The organism is Marinobacter sp. BW6 (genome assembly GCF_008107725.1).
Classification (GTDB): domain Bacteria; phylum Pseudomonadota; class Gammaproteobacteria; order Pseudomonadales; family Oleiphilaceae; genus Marinobacter.
On the sequence record NZ_VIRN01000068.1, the window covers coordinates 66675 to 91236 of the forward strand.

Annotated in this window: 23 protein-coding genes; 11 read left to right on the top strand and 12 right to left on the bottom strand. The window is 59.3% G+C overall.

The annotated features are described in order from the left end of the window. The first annotated feature begins 71 nt into the window (after positions 1-71). On the top strand, positions 72-920 hold the full coding sequence (locus FMN52_RS17135) for a sulfurtransferase (RefSeq protein ID WP_148609837.1): 849 nt from the start codon (positions 72-74) through the stop codon (positions 918-920). 28 nt (positions 921-948) lie between these two features. Here FMN52_RS17135 and FMN52_RS17140 read toward each other — a convergent pair whose 3' ends face one another. Together FMN52_RS17140 and FMN52_RS17145 are read right to left on the bottom strand one after the other, a co-directional pair. Continuing rightward, entirely contained in the window at positions 949-1473 is a 525-nt protein-coding gene (locus tag FMN52_RS17140; RefSeq protein WP_148609838.1) for a cytochrome b, read from the bottom strand. A 65-nt stretch (positions 1474-1538) separates the two neighbouring features. Next, entirely contained in the window at positions 1539-1895 is a 357-nt protein-coding gene (locus FMN52_RS17145) for a hypothetical protein (RefSeq protein WP_148609839.1), read from the bottom strand. 218 nt (positions 1896-2113) lie between these two features. On the opposite strand from FMN52_RS17145, the gene FMN52_RS17150 reads away from it, so the two are divergent. Both FMN52_RS17150 and FMN52_RS17155 read left to right on the top strand, forming a co-directional pair. Next, on the top strand, positions 2114-2839 hold the full coding sequence (locus FMN52_RS17150) for a response regulator (RefSeq protein WP_148609840.1): 726 nt from the start codon (positions 2114-2116) through the stop codon (positions 2837-2839). Beyond that, positions 2836-4254, top strand: coding sequence for an ATP-binding protein (locus FMN52_RS17155; RefSeq protein ID WP_148609841.1), 1419 nt, complete (start codon positions 2836-2838; stop codon positions 4252-4254). The genes FMN52_RS17150 and FMN52_RS17155 overlap by 4 nt, the downstream gene beginning before the upstream one ends. Before the next feature lie 6 nt (positions 4255-4260). Here the strand turns inward: FMN52_RS17155 and FMN52_RS17160 are convergent, their stop codons facing one another. The 9 genes from FMN52_RS17160 to FMN52_RS17200 form a co-directional block, all read right to left on the bottom strand. Then, positions 4261-4491, bottom strand: coding sequence for a hypothetical protein (locus tag FMN52_RS17160; RefSeq protein ID WP_148609842.1), 231 nt, complete (start codon positions 4489-4491; stop codon positions 4261-4263). Between the two features lie 30 nt (positions 4492-4521). Beyond that, positions 4522-6270, bottom strand: a complete 1749-nt coding sequence (locus FMN52_RS17165; protein ID WP_148609843.1) for a glycosyltransferase family 39 protein — start codon at positions 6268-6270, stop codon at positions 4522-4524. Between the two features lie 9 nt (positions 6271-6279). Then, a complete protein-coding gene (locus FMN52_RS17170; protein WP_148609844.1) occupies positions 6280-6948 on the bottom strand; it encodes a VTT domain-containing protein in 669 nt (222 codons plus the stop codon). A gap of 1 nt (position 6949) precedes the next feature. Next, positions 6950-7717: a glycosyltransferase family 2 protein gene (locus FMN52_RS17175; RefSeq protein ID WP_148609845.1), complete on the bottom strand. Its 768-nt coding sequence runs from the start codon at positions 7715-7717 to the stop codon at positions 6950-6952. Between the two features lie 93 nt (positions 7718-7810). After that, the gene (locus FMN52_RS17180) at positions 7811-9223 is read right to left on the bottom strand and encodes an ATP-binding protein (protein ID WP_148609846.1); all 1413 of its coding nucleotides are present in this window, start codon (positions 9221-9223) and stop codon (positions 7811-7813) included. Next, entirely contained in the window at positions 9220-9903 is a 684-nt protein-coding gene (locus tag FMN52_RS17185; protein ID WP_148609847.1) for a response regulator transcription factor, read from the bottom strand. The genes FMN52_RS17180 and FMN52_RS17185 overlap by 4 nt, the downstream gene beginning before the upstream one ends. A 22-nt stretch (positions 9904-9925) precedes the next feature. Beyond that, on the bottom strand, positions 9926-11473 hold the full coding sequence (locus FMN52_RS17190; RefSeq protein ID WP_148609848.1) for a glycosyltransferase family 39 protein: 1548 nt from the start codon (positions 11471-11473) through the stop codon (positions 9926-9928). Continuing rightward, on the bottom strand, positions 11457-12464 hold the full coding sequence (locus FMN52_RS17195) for a glycosyltransferase family 2 protein (protein ID WP_148609849.1): 1008 nt from the start codon (positions 12462-12464) through the stop codon (positions 11457-11459). The genes FMN52_RS17190 and FMN52_RS17195 overlap by 17 nt, the downstream gene beginning before the upstream one ends. Continuing rightward, complete coding sequence (locus tag FMN52_RS17200; protein ID WP_148609850.1) at positions 12436-12849, bottom strand: GtrA family protein; 414 nt, start codon at positions 12847-12849, stop codon at positions 12436-12438. The genes FMN52_RS17195 and FMN52_RS17200 overlap by 29 nt, the downstream gene beginning before the upstream one ends. A gap of 217 nt (positions 12850-13066) precedes the next feature. Here FMN52_RS17200 and FMN52_RS17205 point away from each other — a divergent pair, with 217 nt between their 5' ends. The 8 genes from FMN52_RS17205 to FMN52_RS17240 all read left to right on the top strand — a co-directional run bounded on the left by FMN52_RS17205 (position 13067) and on the right by FMN52_RS17240 (position 22384). Continuing rightward, positions 13067-13777, top strand: coding sequence for a thermostable hemolysin (locus tag FMN52_RS17205; protein ID WP_205424964.1), 711 nt, complete (start codon positions 13067-13069; stop codon positions 13775-13777). After that, positions 13761-15956, top strand: coding sequence for an AMP-binding protein (locus tag FMN52_RS17210; RefSeq protein WP_148609851.1), 2196 nt, complete (start codon positions 13761-13763; stop codon positions 15954-15956). The genes FMN52_RS17205 and FMN52_RS17210 overlap by 17 nt, the downstream gene beginning before the upstream one ends. After that, positions 15943-16725: an SDR family oxidoreductase gene (locus FMN52_RS17215; RefSeq protein WP_148609852.1), complete on the top strand. Its 783-nt coding sequence runs from the start codon at positions 15943-15945 to the stop codon at positions 16723-16725. Before FMN52_RS17210 ends, FMN52_RS17215 begins: the two co-directional genes overlap by 14 nt. After that, positions 16722-17342, top strand: coding sequence for a tetratricopeptide repeat protein (locus FMN52_RS17220; RefSeq protein ID WP_148609853.1), 621 nt, complete (start codon positions 16722-16724; stop codon positions 17340-17342). The genes FMN52_RS17215 and FMN52_RS17220 overlap by 4 nt, the downstream gene beginning before the upstream one ends. Before the next feature lie 89 nt (positions 17343-17431). Beyond that, complete coding sequence (locus FMN52_RS17225; protein ID WP_148609854.1) at positions 17432-18952, top strand: diguanylate cyclase; 1521 nt, start codon at positions 17432-17434, stop codon at positions 18950-18952. An 82-nt stretch (positions 18953-19034) separates the two neighbouring features. Beyond that, positions 19035-19901 carry an MBL fold metallo-hydrolase gene (locus FMN52_RS17230; protein ID WP_148609855.1) on the top strand — a complete coding sequence of 289 codons (867 nt, stop codon included), beginning with the start codon at positions 19035-19037 and terminating at the stop codon, positions 19899-19901. A gap of 8 nt (positions 19902-19909) precedes the next feature. Next, on the top strand, positions 19910-21643 hold the full coding sequence (gene sulP / locus FMN52_RS17235) for a sulfate permease (protein WP_148609856.1): 1734 nt from the start codon (positions 19910-19912) through the stop codon (positions 21641-21643). 81 nt (positions 21644-21724) lie between these two features. After that, entirely contained in the window at positions 21725-22384 is a 660-nt protein-coding gene (locus tag FMN52_RS17240) for an energy-coupling factor ABC transporter permease (RefSeq protein ID WP_148609857.1), read from the top strand. A 12-nt stretch (positions 22385-22396) separates the two neighbouring features. Here the strand turns inward: FMN52_RS17240 and FMN52_RS17245 are convergent, their stop codons facing one another. Continuing rightward, positions 22397-24529 (bottom strand): EAL domain-containing protein, encoded by a 2133-nt coding sequence (locus FMN52_RS17245; RefSeq protein ID WP_148609858.1) that lies wholly within the window; start codon positions 24527-24529, stop codon positions 22397-22399. Between the last annotated feature and the right edge of the window lie 33 nt (positions 24530-24562).

Consider the following 24562-nt stretch of genomic DNA (forward strand, 5'->3'; position numbering starts at 1 on the left):
GTCGGGAAGATCTGGCGATTCGGCGGGCTGCGCAGTCGTCCGTTTATTTCTGGTATGGACAGGAGCACACCATGGCGTCACCACTCGTAACCACCGACTGGCTGCAGGAAAACCTCGATAACGAACGGTTGGTTCTGATCGACGCGAGTATGGCCACGGTTATTGGTAAGGAGCCGATCGTTTACGACCAGCCGGTGTGGATACCGGGGAGTTACCAGATCGATCTGGAGGGAACGCTCTGCGATACCGAATCCTCCCAGCTCCATGCGTTTCCCACCGAGGAACAGTTCACGCAGGAAATTCGCAGGCTGGGCATAACGCCTGACAGCCTGGTGGTGCTTTACGACAACCAGGGAATCTACTCAGCCCCCCGGGCCTGGTGGATTCTGCGGTCGATGGGTCTTGAACGGGTTTTCGTGCTGGATGGTGGCCTGCCGCAGTGGTTAGCGGAGGGGCGTGAAACGGTTTCGGCTCCGGTTCAGGGCGCGACTGCCGTCGGCAGCATGGCGGGCCGTCTGGAGGGCGAACGGGTCCGGGATTCCGCCTTCGTTTTACAGCATCTGGACGACGAGCAAGTTAGGGTGATTGATGCGAGGTCCCGGGCGCGGTTCCTGGCTCAGGCCCCGGAGCCTCGTCCGGGTGTGCGTGGTGGCCATATCCCGAACTCTCTCAACCTTCCGTTTACCGAGGTACTGGACGGTTACCGGTTCAAGCCGGCCAGTGATCTGGAGGCAACGTTCAAACGGCTCGCTCCGAACCTTCAAACCGGAAACGGGCAGAAACTGGTGTTTTCCTGCGGTTCCGGCATCACCGCCTGCATCATTCTGCTGGCTGCCGAGCTGGCCGGGTATGACCAGCTGTCTCTCTACGATGGTTCCTGGGCGGACTGGGGCAGCGACGAATCGCTGCCGGTGGCTTGAGCCCGAGGGGTTTGTGTATTCCGGGCTGTCAGGCCATGCGCTTCATGATCCGGTCTCCAAGCAGGTACTGATGCGCCAGGGCAGCCGCCACGTGTACGCCAATCATTACCCACAACACGTTGGCCAGTATTTCGTGGACGTCTTCGCCGCTCTCTTCCAGCCACTCCACTTCCGGGCCGTAGCCAAAGACTGTCCAGCCGAAAAAGGTAACAGGATCGCCCTCGCCGAGAGACGTCGCCAGCCCTGACAGCGGCATCAGAATCATCAGGGCGTAAAGCGCGATGTGTCCCAGTTTCGCCATGGTGGCCCAATGCGCCGGTGGTGACAGACGCGAGCGGTTCAACCCTCGCCAGAGGCCGCGAAAGATCACCAGGCCAAAAATGCTCAGTCCCAGGCTCTGGTGCCAGGCCATAAGGGAGGCATCCGAGAAGGTGTGTTCCAGACCTTCAAACCAGACTTCGCTGGCGAGCATTACCAGCAGCAGAATTGCCATTATCCAGTGCACAGCCCGGGAAACGGCACCATAGCGGTTGTCAGCGTCCATCAATGTCATCGCGATTCTCCTTGATCAAATGGTGGCGGGGGACCTGAACAGACCCCCGCGCTGGCTGCTGGCAATCAGTCCCGGCGGCCGCCGCGAACCGGGGCACCGTACTGGTTGAATTCCTGCTTCCGGATCAGGTTCTGCTCGGCATCCCGCAGCTGTACCCGGTAGGTGCCATCCGGGGTTTCGTCAACGGACACCTTCACGCCCGGGCCAAAGCGCCTGAGTGCCTGGCCATAGGCCATGATGCGCATCTCATCGGTGCTGTACTGCTTGAGGCTGGCGTCCATGTGCTTGCCGTCACGGCGATTCTCATAGCGATCCTCGTAGCGATCGTCGTCCCAGTAATCGTCATCGGCTGATACCAGCAGGGGCGTGGCGCTGAGCAAAGCGGCGACGGAGAGGGCTGCAATGGTGGTGGTTTTTTTCATGGTTGAACTCCTTGGTTGGTAAAACCCATGACGGAATGTCATTGTCGGTCGGGAGTTATTCCACCAAGGAAACGTCGCAGAATTGTCTCGGTGACACGCCAAGTTTGTCGCAACTTGTCGCAAGGCCCGGAATTACGACGGTTTTTGACAAGATCGTGCCCAAGCGGGAAGTCGACTCCCCTATAATCAGGGCAGATGGTAATTCAACGGAGTAACGAGTGAGCGACTCTCCCACAATCCTGGTGGTCGATGACCACCGAGACATCCGCGATCTGGTCGGCCGCTATTTGCAGGAGCATGGCCTGCGCGTGCTGCTGGCGGATGGCGGCGATGCCTTGAAGCGCCAGTTGCGACAGCACTCTGTCGACCTGGTTGTTCTGGACATCATGATGCCTGGCGATGATGGCCTCACGCTCTGCCGTTACCTTCGTGAACACACCGAGTTGCCCGTTATTCTGCTGACAGCCATGAGCGAGGAAACCGATCGCATTGTCGGCCTCGAAATGGGCGCCGACGACTACCTCACCAAACCCTTTAACCCCCGGGAGTTGTTGGCCCGCATAAAAGCAGTTCTGCGCCGGACCACAGCGCTGCCTCCGCAACGCAGCCCCATGGCCGGCCAGTCCCTGACGTTCGAGGGCTGGACGCTGGACGTCGACCGCCATCAACTCATCGATCCGGAAGGTGTCGAGGTGTCGTTGAGTACCGCCGAGTACAAGCTGCTGCTCGCCTTCCTGGAGCACGCCGGCCGGGTGTTGTCCCGTGATCAGCTGATGGACCTGACCCTCGGCAGAGAGGCGGATGCCTTCGATCGAAGCATTGATAATCATGTCAGCCGCCTGCGCCGCAAGATCGATCCTGATGCCCGCAGCCCCAGGCTGATAAAGACGATCTGGGGCGGTGGCTACCAGTGGATTGCTGCGGTCGAAGGGGCTGAACAATGAGACTGTGGCCACGGCGCGCCGGTGGGCAGCTGGCGCTGTTGCTGATTCTGGTGCTGCTGGTGGCCCAGATTATCACCATCGTTATTCTGGCTGGCGAGCGTCAGGGTGCGTTGCGCAGTGCCAGTCTGGAACACGTTCTCCAGCGGGTGGCTGATGGCTACACCCTGGCCGATACCACGGACCCGGAACTGCAGGAGCGTATCCTGCGGGCACTTTCCAGCCCGACCCTGCGGCTTTCCATCGATTCTGCGCCCTATCTGACCGAAGATCGGGCCTCCGGCATGACGCGCCGGCTGGCCGAGGAACTGGGTCTGTCCGTAGAGCAGGTTCGAACGGCCATGGAGGCTGACGAAGACGACTGCCTGCCAGATAGCGATGATCATCGGGACCGTGAGCGACACGACGATGAGGATGATGAGCATCACGAGGATGAAGAGCACCGTGACGATGATGACCATCACGATGACCGGCACGAATGCCCTCCGGTTCTGGGTGTCTCCCTGGCTTTGTCTTCCGGTCAATGGTTCAACGCCCGGGCCCGGCCACCAGCGCCATCCTGGCTGTGGTTGAAGGCGACGCTCACCAGCGTTGGGATTACCGCTGTGCTGCTCACACTGACCTTGTTGCTGGCGGTCCGTCGAATCCTGCAGCCAATGAACGAGTTGAGTCTGGCAGCTCATGCTTTCGGGCGGGGAGAGAAAGTCCGGGTTCCTGAAAAGGGGCCGGAGGATGTTCGTGAGGTTACCCGCGCCTTCAACCAGATGCAGGACCAGGTTGGTCGGGCACAGGAAGACCGGGCAAGGCTGCTGGCGGCCCTGGCTCATGACCTCAGGACACCCATCACCTCCATGCGGCTGCGGGTGGAAATGCTGCCGGAAGGCGAGGACAGGGATCGTCTTCTCGATTCCCTCAGGGAGATGCAGCACCTGGCCGAAGCCACCCTCGATTTCATACGGGGCACCACCACCGAGCAGCACCGTCGTTATGATCTGGCGACCCTGCTGGACAGCCTTTGTGGTGATCTCCAGGAAATGGGGCTGGCGGTACATTGTGATGACAGTCCGAGATGTGTGCTCCAGGGGCAGCCCGAAGCCGTCAAACGTGCCCTGCGTAATCTGATTGAGAACGCGGTTAATTATGGCGAGCAGGCGGAAGTAACACTGGCAACCACAGACACAGAAGCGGTTGTCACGATTGTTGACCAGGGTCCGGGTATTCCCGAGGCGGAACGCGAACGGGTTTTCGAGCCCTTCTACCGGCTCGAACAGTCCCGTAGTCGTGAAACGGGTGGCGCAGGCCTGGGCCTGGCTATCGCCCGCACGCTGATTCGGGGTATGGGTGGCGACGTCCGGCTGGGTGCAGGCCTGGGAGGTCAGGGCCTGCAGGTTTCGGTGACCCTGCCCAAAACCAGGTAGGGCCTGTCAGAACAGCACTTCGGCACGGGCAAATCCCAGGGCGTCGAGTGCCTCGACGGTCGCATCCAGGTTTGCGTAGCTGCAGACATGATCGTCGTCGGAAATCAGGAAAAAGGTTTTTCCTTCAATATCTTTAAAAAGTATGACCCATTCGTGCGCATTAGAGGGGGATCGTACGATTTTCACGGAATCAACGCGGTTTTCTTCCCGACGGGCTCTAATTTCACGCTCTTTCATCGTTTATTCTTCTCTTAATGCCTTGCCAGCTTAATCTTGCCAACTGCCGGGCTCAGGCGTGGTAAACCACCTGCCCTTGTCTGGTGGTGTGCAGCTGGGGTTCATTTGTTCATCAGTCAACAAAAGGTAGTTGTCCCGGTGGGCTGTACCCAAGTGAACAGCACCTTCTTGGGTGAAACAGGATAACTCAATCTGATCGGCGACGAGGAGATAGCTGTTGGCGGTTTCGTTCATCCACAGCCAGGCATTCCGGTTTTCCTGTTCCCGACCCGTGAAGAAGCTGAAATGGGTAAAATCGCGCTTTGAAAACAGCAGGAACTGTTCCCGGAAATCAATCATGCCAAGCTGACCCCCGGGCGGAATATGCTGCTCTGCGGCGGACAGAACGTTGCGAGGGGTTCGAAGCGGCTCAAGAATTCGATAGCCCCAGGTGCCCAGCAGCAGCCAGGTGATCATCATGGCCAGGAACAGACGCCCCAGCGCACGGGAGCGCCAGAACCCGAACAGACTGATCAGCCAGGCCAGCCCTATGACGAAGACAAATGTCCCCGCCTCATGCAGTTTGGCCGGATCGGTGCTGTAGTCGGCCACTTTTTCAACCAGCCTGGGGTGGTCGTTCCAGGCCAGGATGCCAACCACCATCAACGCGATACCGAGCAGGAACTGCAAACCTGTCAGGAGCGGCGGAAACCAGCCGGCCGGCTTCTGGCTGCTGAGCAGCGGGGCGAGAATCAGGGCCAGCATGGGCAATGCTGGCAAAAGGTAAACACCGCGCTTGCCGGGGCTGAGGCTGAAAAACACGATGACCAGGGCAATCCAGCCCAGAAGCACCGGAATAATCGGGCGGTACCGGGCGGTTTCAGACAGGGGCCGGATCAAGGCCAGCAGCAATAGTGGAAGAGGAAACCAGAGCGAGGGGATTACGCTGGTGAGGTAATAGTACCAGGGCTGGATATGGCCCCATGAGTCGGCATAGCGCTCGCCGGTCTGCTTGAACAGGATATTGTTCCGGTAGGCCAGGGCTTCTTCGGTGCCGAGATTGTTCACGTATAGCACCATGGGAATCAGCCAGGCGGCAACCACTGCCAGCATGGCCAGCGGGCCTAGTGCGCAGCGCCATGTGAGCGCGCCACGGAACAGTGCGCGATCGCGAAGCTTCATGAGCACAATCGGAATGAGCATCAGCGCCGGGAGGAAGCCGACCCCTTTGGTGATGATTCCGAGCCCCATAAACGCCCAGCCGACAAAGTACCAGCCCCAGGCGGGCCCGGTGAAAAAGTGCCGGATCAGGCCGTAGCAGGCAACCGCAATCCAGCAGGCGACCATGGCATCGATCTGGGCTTTCTGGGCCTGGATCACGAACTGTGGTGCAAGCAGCAGCAACATGACCGCAATGGCACCGGTACGCTGATTCCACAGTCGGGTGCCCAGATCAAAGACGAGTCCCAGTGTCAGCAAACTGCAAAGCGCATTGGGCAGCAGGAATGCAATCTTCAGGTTGCCAGTCAGCCAGTAGAAGAAGGCAATACTCCACATAAACACCGGTGGCTTGTCCGGGTAGAACTCGCCACCCCGCATAGGGATCAACCACTGACCGGAGGCGACCATTTCGCGGGCCACTTCCGCGAACCGCGGTTCGTCGGCAGGCCAGGGGGAACGCAATCCGATCCCGGTAAAAATCACGACCGCGGCAAAGGTCAGCAGTAACAGCAGGAGTTGATTGCGGGACAGGTTGAACACGGTGTCCGGCAGGTGGTGAACGAAGGGTGATGCAGGCATGGTTCGGTCTCAGAGAGAGTCGGAAACGGAATCGGCCAGCGTCCTGGCCCTCTGGTTGTGATAGAGAAAGGCACCAATCAGCGAGGCGAGAATGAAAAAGCCGATGCTTACGGCAAGCTGATAGGCGTTGGCATTGCCGATACCGGCACCGGCCAGGGCAAACACCAGCATCTGGGGCAGGTAGCCCAGGGTGCTGCCGAACAGGAATGGAGAGAAGCGGATCCCGGAGCAGCCTGCGACAAGGTTGGTCACCAGGTTACTGCCCACTGGCAGCAAGCGGACCATGAGGACTTTCAACAGCGTCTGCTCCCGGAACAGGCGATCAAACTGCTGCATCCGGCGGCTGAACCGCCGGCTCAACGGGGTACGCAGCAGCCAGCGGGCGGTCAGGAAGCAGCCGGTGGCGCCAATGGCGGCCGCCAGGGTCGACAGCAGCGTTCCGTTGAGCCCACCAAGGGCAAAGCCCAGCACGAAGGCGAGCAACTGGCGTGGAGCACCAAGGCCGGTAAACAATGCACCGGCGAGGGTAATCACCACCAATCCGCCGAAACCATGGCTGTGAAGGTAGTTTGCCACCTCGGTCTGGTTGGCAATGAAGTCGAGCCAGCCATTATGGATGGTCAGATAGCCAACCAGAACCAGCGCGGCGAAGGCCAGCCAGCGGGAACCGTTGATCATCTCAGTAGCGCTCCGCCACTGACGCCTTTGGATCGGCCTGACCAGCACTGCTGATAACAGGAACCCGGGTGCGGTGCAGCAACCAGAGCACGCCGAGCAGGTCCAGGATGCCGGCCCAGGTCCGGTTCCAGGCGTTGTATTTGGAAATGCCGGCGATGCGTGGGCGGTGGTTTACCTCCACAATCGCGATGTCACCGCCGATTCCTCGTACCAGCGCCGGGATGAAACGGTGTCCGTGGTCGAACCAGGGCAGTTTGAGAAAGGTTTCCCGGGGAAACAGCTTCAGGCCGCAGCCGGTATCGGGCACGCCATCATGCAGCAGCGCATCCCGCACGCGATTGGCCAGACGTGACTGGAAGCGTTTCCAGGTGGTGTCCTTGCGATTCTTGCGATAGCCGGCAATACAGAAATCCGGGTTCCGCATGGTATTGGTTTTCTGCAGCATGGCGGGAATGTCGGCCGGGTCGTTCTGACCATCGCCATCCATGGTAACGATCAGCCTGCTCCGGGCCTGGCGGATACCCGATGCAAGGGCACCGCTCTGGCCGATGCTGCGTTCGTGGCGAATGGTCAACAACCGGCCGCCGAGGGCCCGTGCTGTACGCACCGCGGTATCCAGCGTCTTGTCGGTGCTGCCATCATCCACCAGCACCACCTCAAAACCGTGGTAGTCCCGCATTACCCCGTAAGCCTCGGTCAGCAGGGTGGCGATGTTGGCTTCTTCATCCTTGGCCGGGATAACCAGCGACAGCGTTCTTTCCTGACCCATGTAACGACATCCTCGAAAACGGAATATCCACAGGGCCGTCTGACGGCCCTGTTCAATTGGGTCGGAGTATCCTCCCGAAACCTTAAAACAACCTTAAACCTGCCTGCGTCCGGAAGTCGCACGGGCCGGCAGCCAGATACTGACGCACAGGCCCGAGTTACCATCCGATCGGTCCCCAAGGGTAAGCTGCCCACCATGGAGTTCCGCGATGCGCCGGGCGATCGCAAGTCCGAGACCGGCGCCGCCGCCGAGGCGCTGATCCAGGCGGACAAAACGGCTCAAAGCCCGCTCGCGCGCCTCGGCGGGTATGCCCGGGCCCTGGTCGCACACGGTGATGAGGTATCCCTCGCCGGAAGGCGTCAGATGCGTCTCGATGATTGTGTGCTCGGGGCTGTACTGGATGGCGTTCGCCAGCAGGGAGCGCATGAGGGTGTTGATCAGGGCGCTGTGGCAGGAGACCAGGGCCTGACCGGCATCGTCCTGCAGCACGGGGTCGATGTCCTTTTTCAGGGCCAGCGGTGCCACATCGGCAATGCTCTGCTCCACGATGGCAGACAGGTTGTGGTATTCCGGGGTGAAATCGGCACCGGAGTCGACGCGGTTGAGCAGCAGCATCTGCTCAACCAGGTGCACCATGCGGTCCACGGACTGGATCAGGTCGCCGTACTGCTCCGGGTCGTTCTCGTAGACTTTTTCCAGGTTCAGCCGCAGGGCCGTCAACGGTGTCCGTAGCTCATGGGCGGCATCGGCAGAGAAACGGCGTTCCCGTTCCAGAGCCTGGTTAAGACGCCTGAGCAGGCCATTCACCGCCTGCACCAGACCGGCGACTTCCTTGGGCGCTTGCCGGTCATCCAGAGGGTGAATGTTTTCCGGGGCCATGTTACGGATTGGGCGCTCCAGCTTCCTCAGTGGCTGGAAGCCCACCTGAATGGACACGAGCACCGCCAGAGCGAGCACGGGAAGAACGAGCAGGAAAGGCAGTACGTTGCCGAGAGCGATTTCCTGGCTGAGTTCGTCCCTGACATCCTCACGCTGGGCTGTGCGGATCCAGAAGCCGGTTGCCGGATCTTCAAGGGTAAAGGTTCGCCATTGATATCCGGCCACTTCCTGCCAGCCGAAGCCACGCTCCAGGCCCTGCGAATCGTTGGCACGCAGGGTATCCAGAATCGGCTCCCGGTTTGGCGACCAGACCTCAAAGGCAAGCTTCCGTTCGTATTTGTGGCCCGCGCCATCGGGCAGGATTTCATTTTCCTCCTCGTCTCCCTGGTAGACGCTGTCTGGCAGTTGGAGGGTCTTTTCCAGGGTGTGGGTGATCTGTTCCATCGATTGTGTGGAAGAGAGATGCTCCACCAGGCCCTGGACGATGCGGGTGCTCTGGGCCAGCTCTGCATCGAAAAGCTCCTCCAGTTGATGGTCGCTGACGTAGAATCCCCACCCGGCGGCAATCAGGGTGATGAAGAACACCGTGCTGGTGATCAGAAGTATCAGTTTCCGGGTCAGGCTCATTCCGGCGAAACCTCCGCAGCGGCCTTGCTGTCCAGCATGTAGCCAACGCCACGGACGGTGCGGATGGTCTGTTTGCCAACGCGCCGGCGCAGATGATGGACATGTACCTCAAGGGCATTGCTTTCTGCGCCCTGCTCCCAGCCATACAGCTGTTCTTCCAGCCGACGGCGTGTCGCAACCTGGTCCGGGTGGCGCATCAGGTAGTGCAGAATCTGGAATTCGCTGCGTGGCAGGGTTGCGGTTTCATTGCTGACCTGAAGCTGACCCGAGTCAGGGTCCAGGGTCAGCTTGCCCACTTGCAGGCCGCCGGTTCGGACACCGGCGCCGCGGCGGGTGACGGCACGTATCCGGGCTTTCAGTTCTGCCATTGCAAACGGTTTGGTGAGATAGTCGTCTGCTCCTGCATTCAGTCCCTGAAGCTTCTCATTCAGATCATCGCGGGCGGTGAGAATGATGACCGGCGTGTCGATACCTTCATTACGGACTTTCTTGACGATATCGAGACCGTCCACCCGCGGCAGGGTCAGGTCCAGAATTGCCAGATCGAAACTGTTATTGAGGAGCGCGTTGAGGGCCTGTTGGCCGTCATCCAGCCAGTCAACGGTATTCTGCTCGTCGCGCAGCATGCCGAGCATGGTGTTGGCCAATAGATGATCGTCTTCAATCAGCAATATTCGCATGTAGCAGGAATCCGGTTGGTTTTCAGCTTAGCGGGTGATCGTTGGATGCATTGTAATCGATACCGCTGGTTTTGCTTTGCCCATGAGAGCTGTTTGCCGTCTCTCCAGAGGAGGGTTCCAGCAGGAAGAGGCGAAAGCGTCGGTTCTCTTTGATAGGTCTGGTGACGCCCTCAAGGCGCTTAAGCATCGCTGCGTTGCCTTTCTCTACTGCCAGCGCCATGGGTTTCGGCAGGTTGCCCGATTCAAGCCGATCGATAACAACGTCCTGCTCAATGGCATGGGCCTCGCCACGACTGTAGAAGCGTGCCGAGAAGGGAGCCTTGCCCAGGTAAAACAGATTGTCTGCGCTCATGCCGGGGAGTTGATCGACTTTGGCCACCAGATTCCGCTCGGTTTTCAGATGCTCCGGATTCACGGTAAGCCAGCCTGCGGCGGCGATCCCCATCAACGGGATCGTCAGAACGGCAGCCAGGCTCGAGGCCGTCATTGGGCGGGTAAGTTCCTTCGGCCAGAGGCTCGAAACCAGCACGGCAAGAAACGGCAAACCCGGAAGTACATAGGTCCAGAGAATGTTGCCGGACAGGGTGAAAAAGATGGCCGGGCTCAGTGCAGACGCCAGCACCAGCCCGCCCAAGCCTTTTTCAAGAGGCTGCCACTGATGTTGTGCCGGTTGGTGGCGCCAGCGGCTTACTCCAAAGACAACAATCGCGATCAGGCCCCAGGGGAAACTGGCGGCCACCAGGTACAGCCAGATGGTGCCCCGGGTAAACTCGTGTGCGTTGCCATACAGGTCACCCTGCCAGCTGCTGACCAGGAATCGTTTGATGTGCTCTCCCACGATGAAGTAATCGAGAAAACCGGGTGTCTTGAGCTCGGCGAGGACATACCAGGGGGCGGCAATTGCCATCATCAAAAGTGAACCGCGGAGCCAGGGCAGGCGCTGCCACAGGTCCTGCCAGCCTCGGGTAGTCGCAACCCAGAGAAAAACCGGCAGACCGGTGATCACCAGAATCAGCGGGCCCTTGGCGAGCAGGCCGGTGGCAAGCCCGATGAAGAACAGCCAGCCCCACACCATCGGGCCGCCCTGAAGACGAACCAAAAGACTGGTCAGCACCAGCGTTGAACCAAGGGCAAGGAACGAATCGGTCATCACCGTGCCGGCCGTCAGAAAACCCAGGGCCGTTGTGGCGTAGATCAGGGCCGCCCAGAGACCGGCCAACGTCGCCGCTTCGCTGTTGCGTTCAGGGTGCAGGTAACGACGCAGGGTGAAGACAAGGTAGACGATAACGGCATTGGCCAGCCAGGAGGGCAGTCTGCCCGCGAATTCAGACACCCCCAGTAATTTGAACGACAGTGCCTGCGCCCAGAAAGACAGTGGTGGCTTGCCCCAGAACGGTACTCCGTAGTCGAACCAGGGGGTTATCCAGTCGCCGGTCTCCGCCATTATCCGGGCAATCTCTGCATAGCGTGGTTCCGTGGTGTCTGCCAGCGGCAGTATCGCCGCCAGTCCAAGCCGGGCGGCCAGCACGGCAAACAATAGCCACAGCAGGGTGTTAATGTTTCTGGTCATTTCCGGCTACTCGCAGTTGGGTTAGAAGCGGCTGGGCAATATCGTCGCTGTCTTCGGCAACAATAAAGACCGGGCGCTGTTTGGTCTCCATATAGATGCGGCCGACATACTCACCCAGCAGGCCAACACACAGCAGCTGGACCCCGGAGAGGAACGTGATCACGGCAATCATGGAGGCGTAACCCGGTGTGGATATGCCGAAAGCCAGTGCCCGGATAACTTCCCAGGTGCCGAAAAGGCCCCCGACGCCAGCCGCAAGCAGACCGAGGATCAGGGCAATACGCAGGGGACGCGTGGAGAAAGAGGTGATTCCCTCCATCGCCAGGTGTATTAGTTTCAAATAATTCCACTTGGTTTTGCCTGCCAGGCGTGGGTCACGATCAAATTCGAGAGTCACCGTTGGCATCCCGACCCAGGCGAACATGCCTTTCAGGTAGCGGTTGCGCTCGGGTAAACGGTTGAGGGCATCAACGGTGCGCCGGCTCATCAGTCGGAAATCTCCGGTGTCGACTGGTATCGAGGCATCACTGATGTGGTTGATCAGGCGATAGAAAATGCTGGCAGTGGTGCGCTTCAGCCAGCTTTCACCGGCCCGGGATCGCCGCTTCATCAGCACGACGTCTGCGCCCTTTTGCCATGCCCTGACCATTCTCGGGATCAACTCCGGCGGATCCTGAAGATCGGCGTCCATCAGTACCACGGCATCGCCGCGTGCATTCTCGAGGCCCGCGGTAACGGCAGCTTCTTTACCAAAGTTCCGGGAGAGCTCAAGGACTCTGATTCCGGAGTAACGGTCCCTGGCCCGAAGCAGCTGGGCAACAGAGTTATCCCGGCTGCCATCATCCACGAACAACAGCTCCACCTGGCCCGGCAGTTGTCGGCACGCCAGATCCAGCCGTTTCAGCAGAGTGGGAATGACATCGGCCTCGTTATGAACCGGGATAATGATGCTCAGCACCGGGTTACTGAACGTTGATTGTCTGTTCTTCATGGAACACAAACCTCTGTGCGAAGAGATAGTTGGCAAAGGCAACCAGACCGGTCGTGATAATTTGGGAGAGGGCAACGTTGCCCCCCGCAACCATAAGCAATGAAAAACCCATCAGATTAAGGGCCCAGCCCAATGCAGCCGCAGTGAAATATCGCGGGAATGCGATTCTGTGGGGCAGGTCGGAGCAAAACGCGTAGCGATGCTGGGCAAAGTAATTTGCCAGCAGGCCAGCAGTGGCGCCTGCACCGGTTGAGAGAACGGCGTTCAGGCCAGCTCTGATCAAGACCAGCATGGTCAACCAATGGAGCAGTGTGGCGATGCCACCGGAAAGCAGGAATCGTGGCAATCTGCCCCAGTCAGCCGACCGCAATAACGGGAATCTCATACAGCCTCACTTCAGAACCCCGGTGTTATCAGAACAATCCGGATAATGGCCGCACCTTACGCGGGCATTCTTAAGCAAGCCTTAACCGTTCCCTCTGAAAAACCTTAAGTCGGCCTTAAGGTTTCTCCTGGCCCTCCTTAAGGCTGGTTTAAGACTTGGCTCCTAATCTGGTAGCCGTGATCAAAGCGCCCACAGGGAGCGAAACTGGAGAGCCCATATGACAGACCCGCTGATGATGTCCACATGTTGTCCTCCGGATTCCGGGGAGGTGGTTCCGGTCATCCGTTGTGCCGGTCGCTGGTTTAACAAGATCCGTCCTGAGACGGCAATGGCCGATACGGTTGCGGATTTTATTCGTCGCCGTTTCCTGCATGCATACGGCGCCGAGCCTTCTCTGCGCATACCGGCGCTCCTGGCCCTGACTACGGCTCAGGGCAGCCTTCTGGCAGCGGTGGGTGTTCGGAACGCCGCGCTGGAGAAGCTGTTTCTGGAGGACTACTTGTCGGTGCCGGTGGAATCGGTGATGCCGGTTGCGGGTGTCGAGCGTCACCGGATTGCGGAAATCGCACACCTGGCCGGCGTTGAAGCCGGCGTTAGCCGCTTTCTGTTTGCCTCCCTGTCGGTGTGGCTGGATGGGGCCGGCTATGACTGGGTTGTCTGTACCGGCACGGATCAGCTCCGCAACAGTTTTCATCGCCTGGGTATTGCCACCGAGGTTCTGGCCATGGCTGACCCTTCCCGGTTGCCCGATGGCGGCGCCGGCTGGGGACGCTACTACGATCATCATCCGGTGGTGATGGCCATTCGTGTCGCCGACGGCATGTCGGCCCTCCGGAGCGCGGGTCTGCTCAGGCTGGTTCAGTCCGTTGAGGCCGAAGCCCCTGAGGGAGAAGCGATGGCAGGAGGCTCCTATGGCCACATTGCCTGAACTCCTGGCGCGCCAGGCGAGCAGCCATCCTTCCCGTACGGCTCTTCAGGGACCAGAGTCTGCTTTCAGCTATGCGCAGATGATGCAGGCGGCAAGCGCCCTGGCCGACCAGCTGACTCGGCTGGGTGTCCGCCGGGTTGGTTTGTGCGGAGACAATTCCGCGGCCTGGATTCTTGCGGATCTGGCCTGTTTGATGGCCGATGTGGTGTGTGTGCCCGTGCCTGTGTTTTTCTCACGGTCCCAGACGGAACACCTGACTGAGCGGGCAGGCCTGGATTGTCTGCTGGCAGCGGCCTCAACCGACGGCGGTGAGCACATTGGCCATGGCCTCTGGTTAAAGCATCTGCCGGTATCTGCTGCAGAAGTGTCGATGCCGGAACAGACCGCGAAAATCACCTTCACTTCTGGCAGCACCGGCAACCCCAAGGGCGTTTGCCTGTCGGTGGCGCAGATGACGGCCACCACGTTGGCATTGAAGGAGCGGCTGGAGGGCGTCGAGCTTGAACGGCACCTCTGCATCCTGCCGCTGGCAACACTGCTGGAGAACATTGCCGGGGTCTATTTGCCCTTGCTTATGGGCAGTACGGTGATGGTTGCCCCCTTACACAATCTGGGCATGACCGGCAGCAGTGGTCTCGATATCGGGCGACTGGTGCAGGGCATCAATGAACACCAGCCGCAATCTCTGATTCTTGTGCCGGAATTGGCCATGGCTCTGGTGGCTGCGGTCGAACAGCAACATTTGAAGAGTGATTCCTTTCGGTTTCTGGCCGTTGGCGGCGGCCGCGTTTCCTCCGACCTTATCGCCCGGGGCCGCGTTGCCGGCCTGCCGTTGTACGAGGGCTATGGCCTTTCCGAGTGCAGTTCGGTGGTTGCACTGAACGTACCCGGCGCCGAACGCGAAGGGTCGGTCGGAAAACCACTTTCCCATGTTCGGGTTCGGGTGGACGAGCGTGGCCACATTCTGGTGGGTGGTAACACCCACCTTGGCTATCTTGGCTATCCCGGCGATGGACCGGCAGGCGATGAGTGGCTGGATACCGGTGACCTGGGTGCCCGGGATTCGGAGGGTTTCCTGTCAGTGAATGGCCGGGCCAAGAACCTCCTGATTACCAGCTTTGGTCGCAACATCAGCCCGGAGTGGCTGGAGAGTGAACTGATTCAGGCGCTCGGTGCGAGCCAGGCGGTGGTGTTTGGCGATAGTGATCCCCGCCCCTCGGCCCTGCTGGTTGTCCAGGATGGCCGCTCACCTGACGCGTTGCGCGCACAGCTTTCGTCATTGAATGAAAGCTTGCCGGACTATGCCCGGCTTTCGGGGGTGTATATCCGCCGCCAGCCATTGAGCCAGGCCGGAGGCTACGTAACCGCAAATGGGCGGCCTGTGCGCCAGCAGATTCAGGCTGACCTGCCGACGTTGCTCGCAGGCGCCTTCCCGATTTTCATGAATCTTTCCGTTTCGAATTCCGATTTTTCAAACCCGCCTGGAGGATCTTTCATGGCATTTTTCGACCGACTGCAGTCCGAGACTGCTCAAGCCCGCGCCCACGTTACCGGCGCGCCTGTGATTGAGGCCATCCGTGAGGGCCGTTTCGATCTGACCGGCTACACCTGGTTCCTGACCCAGGCTTTCCATCACGTGAAACACACAGTTCCCCTGATGATGGCCTGTGGTGGCCGCTTGCCAGAGCGTCTGGAATTCGTTCGTAAGGCGCTGGTTGAGTACATCGAAGAGGAGTACGGACACCACGAATGGATTCTCAACGATCTGGAAGCCTGCGGGGAAGACAAAGAAGCCATTCGCCATGGCGACCCGGATATCTCGATCGAACTGATGGTCGCCTTCCTTTATGACCGGATTAATCGAGGCAACCCGGCGGCGTTTTTCGGCATGGTCCAGGTCCTTGAAGGCACATCCATTGAACTGGCGACTCCCCTTGGAGAGGCGATCCAGACGCGGCTCGGTCTGCCGGATGAGGCCTTCAGTTACCTGTACTCCCATGGCGCTCTGGATCAGGAGCATTTCGAATTCTTCCGCAACCTGATGAACGAGATCACCGACTCAGACGACCAGCAGGCAATCATTGAGGCCGCACGTATGGTCTATCGGCTCTATGGCGACATGTTGCACAGCATTCCCCTGCCGGAAAGCAGCAAGGAGCGGCGCCATGAGGCTGCATGACCGGATGTTCCTGCTGCTGGGCGGCACCGGCGGTATCGGTAAGGCGTTGGTGGAACCCCTCGTAAGGGCGGGTGCCCGTGTGATTGTCGCCTCAAGGCACCCGGAAAAGCTGGAGCATCGGGAGGGCGTGTCGCCCGTGCATCTGGACCTGGCTGCGCCGGATCTTGATCAGCAACTGGTGCGTCTCAACGATGCTTATCCGGACATCGACGGGGTCATTCACTGTGCCGGCCAGAACCGGTTTGCCAGCCTCGGCAATATGGCTGTGAGTGAACTGGATGCCCAAATCGCCGTCAATCTCCGTTCTGCCATGCTGGTGGCCCGGCATTTTGCACCACGGTTTGAGAAAGCCGGCCAGGGTGCCCTGGTTTTCGTGGGCTCCACCTTTGGCAGCATCGGTTTCCCCGGGTACACCGCCTATTGCGCCAGCAAGTTTGGCCTGCGCGGCTTCACCGAGGCGCTGCGCCGGGAACTGGCGGATACCGCCGTTCAGGTGGTCTACGTGGCCCCTCGTGCTACCGCCACGGCCATGAATCCGGAATCGGTAAACGAGCTGAACCGGGCACTCGGCAATACCATGGACGCGCCGGAAGCCGTGGCGTCGCAGATCCTTGCGGCCATGGAAAACGACGATCGCCGGCGTTTCCTGGGCTGGCCAGAGAAGCTGTTTGTGGTGATCAACGGCATCCTGCCGAGAATTGTCGATAAGGCGATGCTGAAGCAATTGCCGGTCATCCGGCGGTTTCTGAAATCGGGAGTATTGTCATGAAACGAGTACTATTGATGATTCTGTGCCTCGTCGCTCAGCCCCTCTGGGCGGCGGCCCTGGAGACCGACCTGGTAGATATCCAGCATCGCTGGGCCGAAATCCAGTATCAGATGCCGGAGGATGAGAAAGAGAAAGCCTTTGAGGGTCTGGCCAGCGAGGCAGAACAGTTCGTCACCCATTATCCGGGCCGGGCAGAGCCGCTGATCTGGCAGGGTATTGTGCTGAGCACCTACGCCGGTGCCAAGGGCGGTCTGGGAGCATTGGGGTTGGTCAAGGATGCCCGGAAATCACTGGAGGCGGCATTGGAGATCGATGCCAATGCTCTGGATGGCTCGGCCTACACGTCGCTGGGCAGCCTCTATTACCAGGTCCCCGGCTGGCCATTGGGCTTCGGCGATGACGACAAGGCCCGGCAATATCTGCAGAAGGCACTGGCCATCAATCCCGATGGCATGGATGCCAACTTTTTCTTCGGCGACTTTTTGCTGGATCAGGGCGAACCGGAAAGGGCACGTACCTACCTCCAGAAAGCGCTGGAAGCGCCCGGCAGGCCAGGACGGACCATCGCAGACACCGGTCGACGGGATGAAGCCAGGAGTCGTCTGGACTCACTCTGATCCACCGTTTCCAGAAGGGGGCTTGTTTCCTGTCGGCGTGAACTACACTCTGTTATGAACAGGTGTGAATCGTCCGTCGGGAGGACGTTGTGTCCAAGGGGTCAAGGTCCGGTAATGGGCAGCAAACTGCTCTGTCTGCCCACTTTTTTCAGAAGCTGGCCTCAGGTGTTTCAGGAGTCCTGTTCATCTATTGGCTGAGCGCGGACGGAGAGTCCCATCGCTGCCCCTTCATAAGCGAGCAAGTGCTGGCGCTCTTTGGCATCAATCCCCCGGATCTGAATGAGAACGCGGATCCGATTTTTTCCATGATCCACCCTGCCGACGCCGAGGCCGTCATGGCGAGTATCCGTGCTTCTGCGGATACTCTGGGTCCGTGGCGCTACAGGGCGCGGCTCAGGCTACAGAATGGTGATTACGAGTGGTTCGAAGTTAACGCGGAGCCGGAACGCCAGTCTGATGGCAGCACCTACTGGTACGGCCAGTTCCACAACATCCAGCATTACAAGAACCTGGAGCAGAGCCTGCGGGAGAGCGAGGCTGAGTTCTCCTTCCAGGCCGGTTTCCAGCGTTTGATTGCCCGCCTTTCCACCGAATTCATCAACCTTGGCTTTGGCACCATTGATCAATGCATCGATGAACTGCTGAGATCCATCGGACTGTTTTTCCAGGTAGACCGTGCTTATCTGTATGGCTTCTCCGAAGGCTACGCCGTGATGACCAATACTCATGAGTGGTGCAGGGGCGGTGTGCCCGCCCTGATCGAGAGCCAACAGCAGGTGTCGATTGAAGATTTTCACTGGTGGCAGGAACAAATCGAGGGCATGGTCAGTGGCAGTCGGGTGGTGTTCATTGAAGATGTTGACCGGCTGCCTCGTGAGGCTGCACCCGAGCGGGCGCTGCTTCAGGAACAGGGGGTGTCTTCCATGTTCTGCGTGCCTATCCGGGTACGCGGACGGGTGACGGGATTTTTTGGCGTCGACTCTTTGCGCCAAAGAACCTGGCGTCTGGATCAGGCCGATCTGTTGATTATTGTCTCCGGACTTCTTTCGGGTGCCCTCGAGCGCAACCGCCTGGAGGAAGAACTGCTGAACCAGTCGATTCGCGATCCACTGACCGGTCTGCACAATCGCCGTTATCTGATGCCAAGGCTGGATGAGATGCTGGGCCGGAGTAATCGTCGTGGGGAACGTTTCGCGCTCGCTATGTTCGACATTGATCACTTCAAGAAGATTAACGATTCCATCGGACACCTCGGGGGCGATTATGTTCTGCAGCGCTTTGCTGACATCCTCGTTCGCCAGACCCGCTCCATGGACGTTGTTGTCCGTTTCGGAGGCGAAGAGTTTATTGTTGTGTTCAGTGCCGTGGAGCACGGCGATGTGCGTCAGCTTGTGCAGCGAATTCTGGAGTCGGTGCATGACGAGGCGTTTGTTTTTGATGACGGGAAGATATCGGTCACGGTCAGCGCCGGTGTCGCCGGCATCGAGGAGTTTGTTGACCGCCCCGCATCCCCGGATGCCCTCATTGCCGGGGCGGATCACCGACTTTATCTGGCCAAGCAGGCAGGGCGGGACTGTCTTGTTGATGTATCAGGAACATTGCGCATATAAAAAAAGATCATTTCACCTCATATTACCAAATAGTATATCCTTAGATTAAAATTGATATTTGGATCATTCAGAGGTGACCGGCATGAGTAACCCGATCGTTCAGCATTTTTTTGATGAACCCACAAACACGTTCAGCTACGTGGTGCGTGACCCGGACAGCCAGGCCTGCGCCATCCTCGATTCGGTCCTGGATTTTGATTACGCTGCGGGAACCACTGATGTCCGCTCTGCCGATGAGATTATCGAGTACATCCGCAGCAACGACCTGAAGGTCGAGTGGATCCTCGAAACCCACGTACACGCGGATCACCTTTCTGCGGCGCCATATCTGCATGAGCAATTGGGAGGAAAGACCGGAATTGGTGCTCACATCCGCGATGTTCAGGAAATTTTTGGCAAGGCGTTCAACGCCGGCACCGAATTCCAGCGCGACGGCAGCCAGTTCGATCAGCTGTTCAGGGAGGGCGACACTTTCGCCATTGGTGGCCTTGAAGGGCGTGTATTGCATACCCCCGGCCATACTCCTGCCTGCCTGACCTATGTGGTTGGCGACGCCGCCTTCGTTGGTGACACGCTGTTTATGCCGGACTTTGGCACCGCTCGCTGTGATTTCCCGGGTGGCGATGCCCGCATCCTGTACCAGTCCATCCAGAAGGTGCTTTCGCTGCCTGCGGAAACCCGGATCTTACTGTGCCACGATTACAAGGCGCCTGGCCGTGATGAATATCAGCATATGACAACGGTGGCAGAGCAGCGGGAAGCGAACATTCATGTCCATGAAGGCGTTTCCGAGGAAGAGTTCGTGAAAATGCGGACCGAACGGGATGCGACCCTGGATATGCCGCGGCTGATTCTGCCGTCGGTCCAGGTCAATATGCGGGCAGGTCATATGCCCCCGGCCGAAGACAACGGTCAGGTGTACCTGAAAGTGCCGGTTAATCTGTTCTGAGATTCCCGATGAATCTTAAACGCTATCTGCCCATCCTTCAGTGGGCGCCACAATACGGCCGGGGTCAGGCCACCAGCGATCTGGTGGCGGCGGTCATCGTTACCGTCATGCTCATTCCCCAGTCACTGGCCTATGCCCTGTTGGCCGGGTTGCCTGCCCAGGTCGGTCTGTACGCCAGTATTTTGCCCCTGGTGATCTACGCGGTGTTCGGTACCAGCCGGACTCTGTCTGTGGGGCCGGTCGCTGTAGCCTCGCTGATGACAGCCGCGGCCCTGGCGCCACTGGCGGAGGCTGGCACCCCTGAGTATGTGGCCGGTGCTGTTCTGTTGGCGGTTATGTCAGGCCTCATGCTCACACTGATGGGTGTGCTCAGGCTGGGTTTCCTGGCCAACTTTCTCAGCCATCCGGTTATTTCGGGCTTCATCACAGCTTCCGGCATTGTCATTGCCGCGAGCCAGCTCAAACATATTTTCGGGATCGAGGCCTCCGGCCATAACCTGCTGGAAATTGGCCAGTCACTGTTGGCGTCGATCGGCGATACCAACCTGGCGACACTGGGCGTTGGTGCCGGGGCCCTGATTTTCCTTCTGCTCGCCCGAAAACGTCTGAAGCCGCTTCTTATGGGTATGGGCCTGGCCCCGAGAATGGCGGATATTCTGACCAAAACCGCGCCGATTCTGGCGGTTCTGTTGACCACCCTGGTGGCCTGGAAGTTCCAGCTTGATGGCCAGGGTGTGCGTCTGGTTGGAGATGTGCCCCGGGGACTGCCTGATTTCACCATGCCGAGCCTGGACATGGGCTTGTGGCAGCAGCTGGCGGTCAGCGCTTTGCTGATCAGTGTTGTGGGTTTCGTGGAGTCGGTGTCCGTAGGCCAGACGTTGGCCGCCAAGCGGCGCCAGCGTATCGATCCGGACCAGGAGCTGATTGGTCTGGGAACCGCCAATCTGGGCGCGGGCTTTTCCGGCGGTATGCCGGTTACCGGTGGCTTTTCCCGTTCTGTCGTCAACTTCGACGCCGGTGCCGAGACCCCGGCCGCCGGCGCCTATGCGGCGGTTGGTATCGCTATGGCAACGCTGTTTCTGACGCCTGCAATAGCGTATCTGCCGCAGGCAACACTCGCAGCAACCATTATTGTGGCAGTAGCCACTCTGATCGATCTCCCGGCCCTGGGCCGCACCTGGCGCTATTCACGTACCGACTTCGGGGCCATGCTCGCGACCATCGTGCTGACCCTGGTACACAGTGTCGAGGCGGGCATTATCGCCGGGGTGGCGCTTTCCATCGGTCTGTTCCTGTATCGCACCAGCCGCCCCCACAGTGCGGTGGTCGGCCGGGTGCCAGGTACCGAGCACTTTCGCAACGTGCTTCGCCACGATGTGGAACTTTGCCCGAAGGTGACCTTCCTGCGTGTGGACGAGAGCCTTTACTTCGCTAATGCCCGGTTCCTCGAGGAAACGGTCATGGACCTGATCATTCGGGAGCCGGAGTTAAAAGACCTTGTGCTGGTGTGTCCGGCGGTGAACCTTGTGGATGCCTCGGCTCTTGAAAGTCTGGAGGCGATCAACGAGCGTATGAAGGATGCAGGGGTCAGGTTGCATCTGGCGGAAGTGAAAGGCCCGGTCATGGATAAGTTGAAGGGGACAGAGCTGCTTTCCCATCTGGGTGGCGAGGTTTTCCTGAGTACCTTTGAGGCCTGGCAGCGCCTGACCGACCTTGGCAAACTCGAGAAACAGGTCGCCTGATTAATCTGGGCTTGCTTGCACCGGGGGTGGGGCGGGCCATTAAGATGTCATTCCCGACCCCGTTGCTGCGGTACGTTCACTATGGGCATGACTGAAAACCTGCTATCCACCAGTCAGTGGATCATTACGCTCCTGCTCTTTCTGGTGATTCTTGTCCGTGCACTGCGCTCAATCGATTGGCAGGCGTTTCGCAAGGACAACGCGCTCCAGCACTCGTTTTTCGGTGCCGCCGTGGTTCTGGGTTTTGTCTGGCAGCTACGGGCGGGCATTTCTCCGGGCCTGGCCATCCACATTTTCGGTATTACGGTAATAACCCTGATGTTGGGGTGGGCGCTGGCGGTGTTGGCAGGCCTGCTGGCGCTGGTGATCACGGTGATCACCGGCCGCGAGCCACTGATGATGTTCGCCGCCAACGGGCTGATCACGGTGATGGTGCCGGCCATTGTCAGCCACGGCATCATGCTCTGGGAGCGCCGACGGGATTTCCGGAACTTCTTCGCCTATATCTTCTTCTGCGGGTTCTTTGGCGCGGGCATTTCCGTGGCGGCCGCCGGTGTTGTCATGTGCCTGATGCTATGGACCAGCGGCGTCTATACGTTCGACGAGCTGGTGCATGAATACATCCGCTACCTGCCGTTATTCATGATTCCGGAGGGATTTGTGAACGGCACCTTCGTAACCGGACTCATGGTGTTTCATCCGGACCGGCTGACGACACTGGATCAGAGAAGGTACCGATAGAGCTGATCCGGCTCAGATGCCCTCGCCACTGGCAACGGCCGGATTGAGCATGTCACCGGACGTTCCGGATCGGGCTTTTGCCTGCCAGTTCTTTGCCCAGCCCAGCACTTCGGTTGCTGGCATCGGACGGGCGATGCCGTAACCCTGCACGAAATTGCAGCCCATCTGCCGCAGTGCCCGGGCATGCTCCATGGTTTCCACACCCTCGGCCAGCACCGGGTGCGAGAACCGCTGGGCCAGGAAGATCACACTCTCCACGATGGCGTGGTCGCTGGCATCCTCGAGCATATTGCGAACAAAACTCTGGTCGATCTTGATGATGTCGACCGGGAGGGTGCGCAGGTAAGTCAGCGATGAAAAGCCGGTGCCGAAATCGTCCAGCGCCACCTGCAGGCCCAGGCTCTGGCAACGCGCCAGAACATTGCTGGCCCGGTGGGTATCCTCAAGGGCTGTTGATTCCAGAACCTCCAGGGTGATCTGCCCCGGCGAAACGTCCGGATGGCTGTGCAGATAGCTTTCCAGATAATCCGCAAAGCTGCGGTCCATCAGGTGCGGGGCGCTGATGTTGATGCTGACCGCCAGATCCTCTCCGGCTTCCTTCCAGGCGTTCATCTGGTAAATCGCTTCTTTCAGTACCCACTGGCCCAGCGGCACCTCCAGGTGGCTGTTCTCGACAATGGGCAGGAACTCGCCGGGCGAGACCAGCCCCTTCTGCGGGTGATTCCACCGGATTAGCGCCTCGAAGCCGATAATCTCGCTATCGGTAACCCGTACCTGGGGCTGGAAAAACAGTTCAAACTCTTCGTTTTCGAGGGCTCGGCTGATTTCCATCAACTGGTTGCGCCGGTTCCGGCGATGCTCGTCCAGGCCGGGATCGAAAAAGTGGCACTGGTTGCGGCCTTTTTCTTTGGCGGAATACATGGCCTGATCGGCATGGCGAATCAGCCCTTCGGCGTCAGCCCCGTCTTCCGGGTAGCGGGTAATACCCAGGCTTGCGGTCAGGGTGACATTTTGGTCACCCACGGATACTGGCTCGCCTACGGTAGCCAGTACACGCTGGTAAACCGCCTCGTGGTCATCATCACCCTGCAGCAGGAGCACGAATTCGTCGCCACCAATCCGGGCCACGGTATCGCCGCTGCGAAGTGCGCGGGTCAGCCGTTCCGCCAGGGTTCGCAGGGTCTGGTCGCCTGATACATGCCCCCACCTGTCGTTAATGGCCTTGAACCCGTCCAGGTCGAGATAGCACACCGACACGCTGCGATGCTGCCGGTCGGCGTGATTCCGGGCGGTGCGCAGTCGCTCTTCCAGCAACTGGCGGTTGGGCAGGCCGGTCAGGTCGTCGTAGTTGGCGGCCCGGTCCAGTTCTTTGGCGTGGTTCTTGAGCGCGGTAATATCGGAGAAGGCTGCCACATGGTAATGCTGCCCGGGTTCCTCCAGGTGCACGCGGCTGATCGAGAGCAGTTCCACGTACTCTTCACCGTTTTTCCGGCGGTTCCAGATCTCGCCCCGCCAGTGGTCGGTTTTCTCGATGGTCCGCCACATGGAACGGTAGTATTCCCCGGAGTGACGGCCCGAGCTGAGGATGGCCGGGTTCAGACCCAGCACTTCCTGGCGGTTGTAGCCGGTAATCCGCGAAAATGCTGGATTTACATCCAGGATCCGGTTGGACTGATCGGTAATCAGAATGGCCTCGTGGCTGCGGTCGAACACGCTGGCCGCTATGCGCAGGCCTCGCTCGCTGTTTTTCCGGTCCGAGATGTTGTTCTGAATGGCGATAAAGCCGGGCGCAGGGCCCTTTTCGGTGCCGATTGGAACGCAATAGGTATGCACCCAGTAGGGCTCACCGGCTTTGGTGTAATGAAGAATATCCTCTTCAATAACTTCAGCCCGGTGCAGCTTCTGGTTAATGCGCTTGATGGTTTCGGGATCAGTGTCCGGCCCGTAGAGCACTTCTTTTGGAAGGCATCCGCGCACCTCCTCAAGCTGATACCCCGTGTGTTCCTCAAAGCTGGGGTTTACCCATTCGATGCGGCCGGCATCGTCCAGCATCACCAGAAAATTGGGCGTAACCGCCGCAATCATGGCCAGGCGATGAGGATCAATGTCTGAGGGGGGTGTAATCGTCGTGGAGGATCTGGGCATGAGAGTCAGTAATTCGAGTTTCCGGTCTGTAAA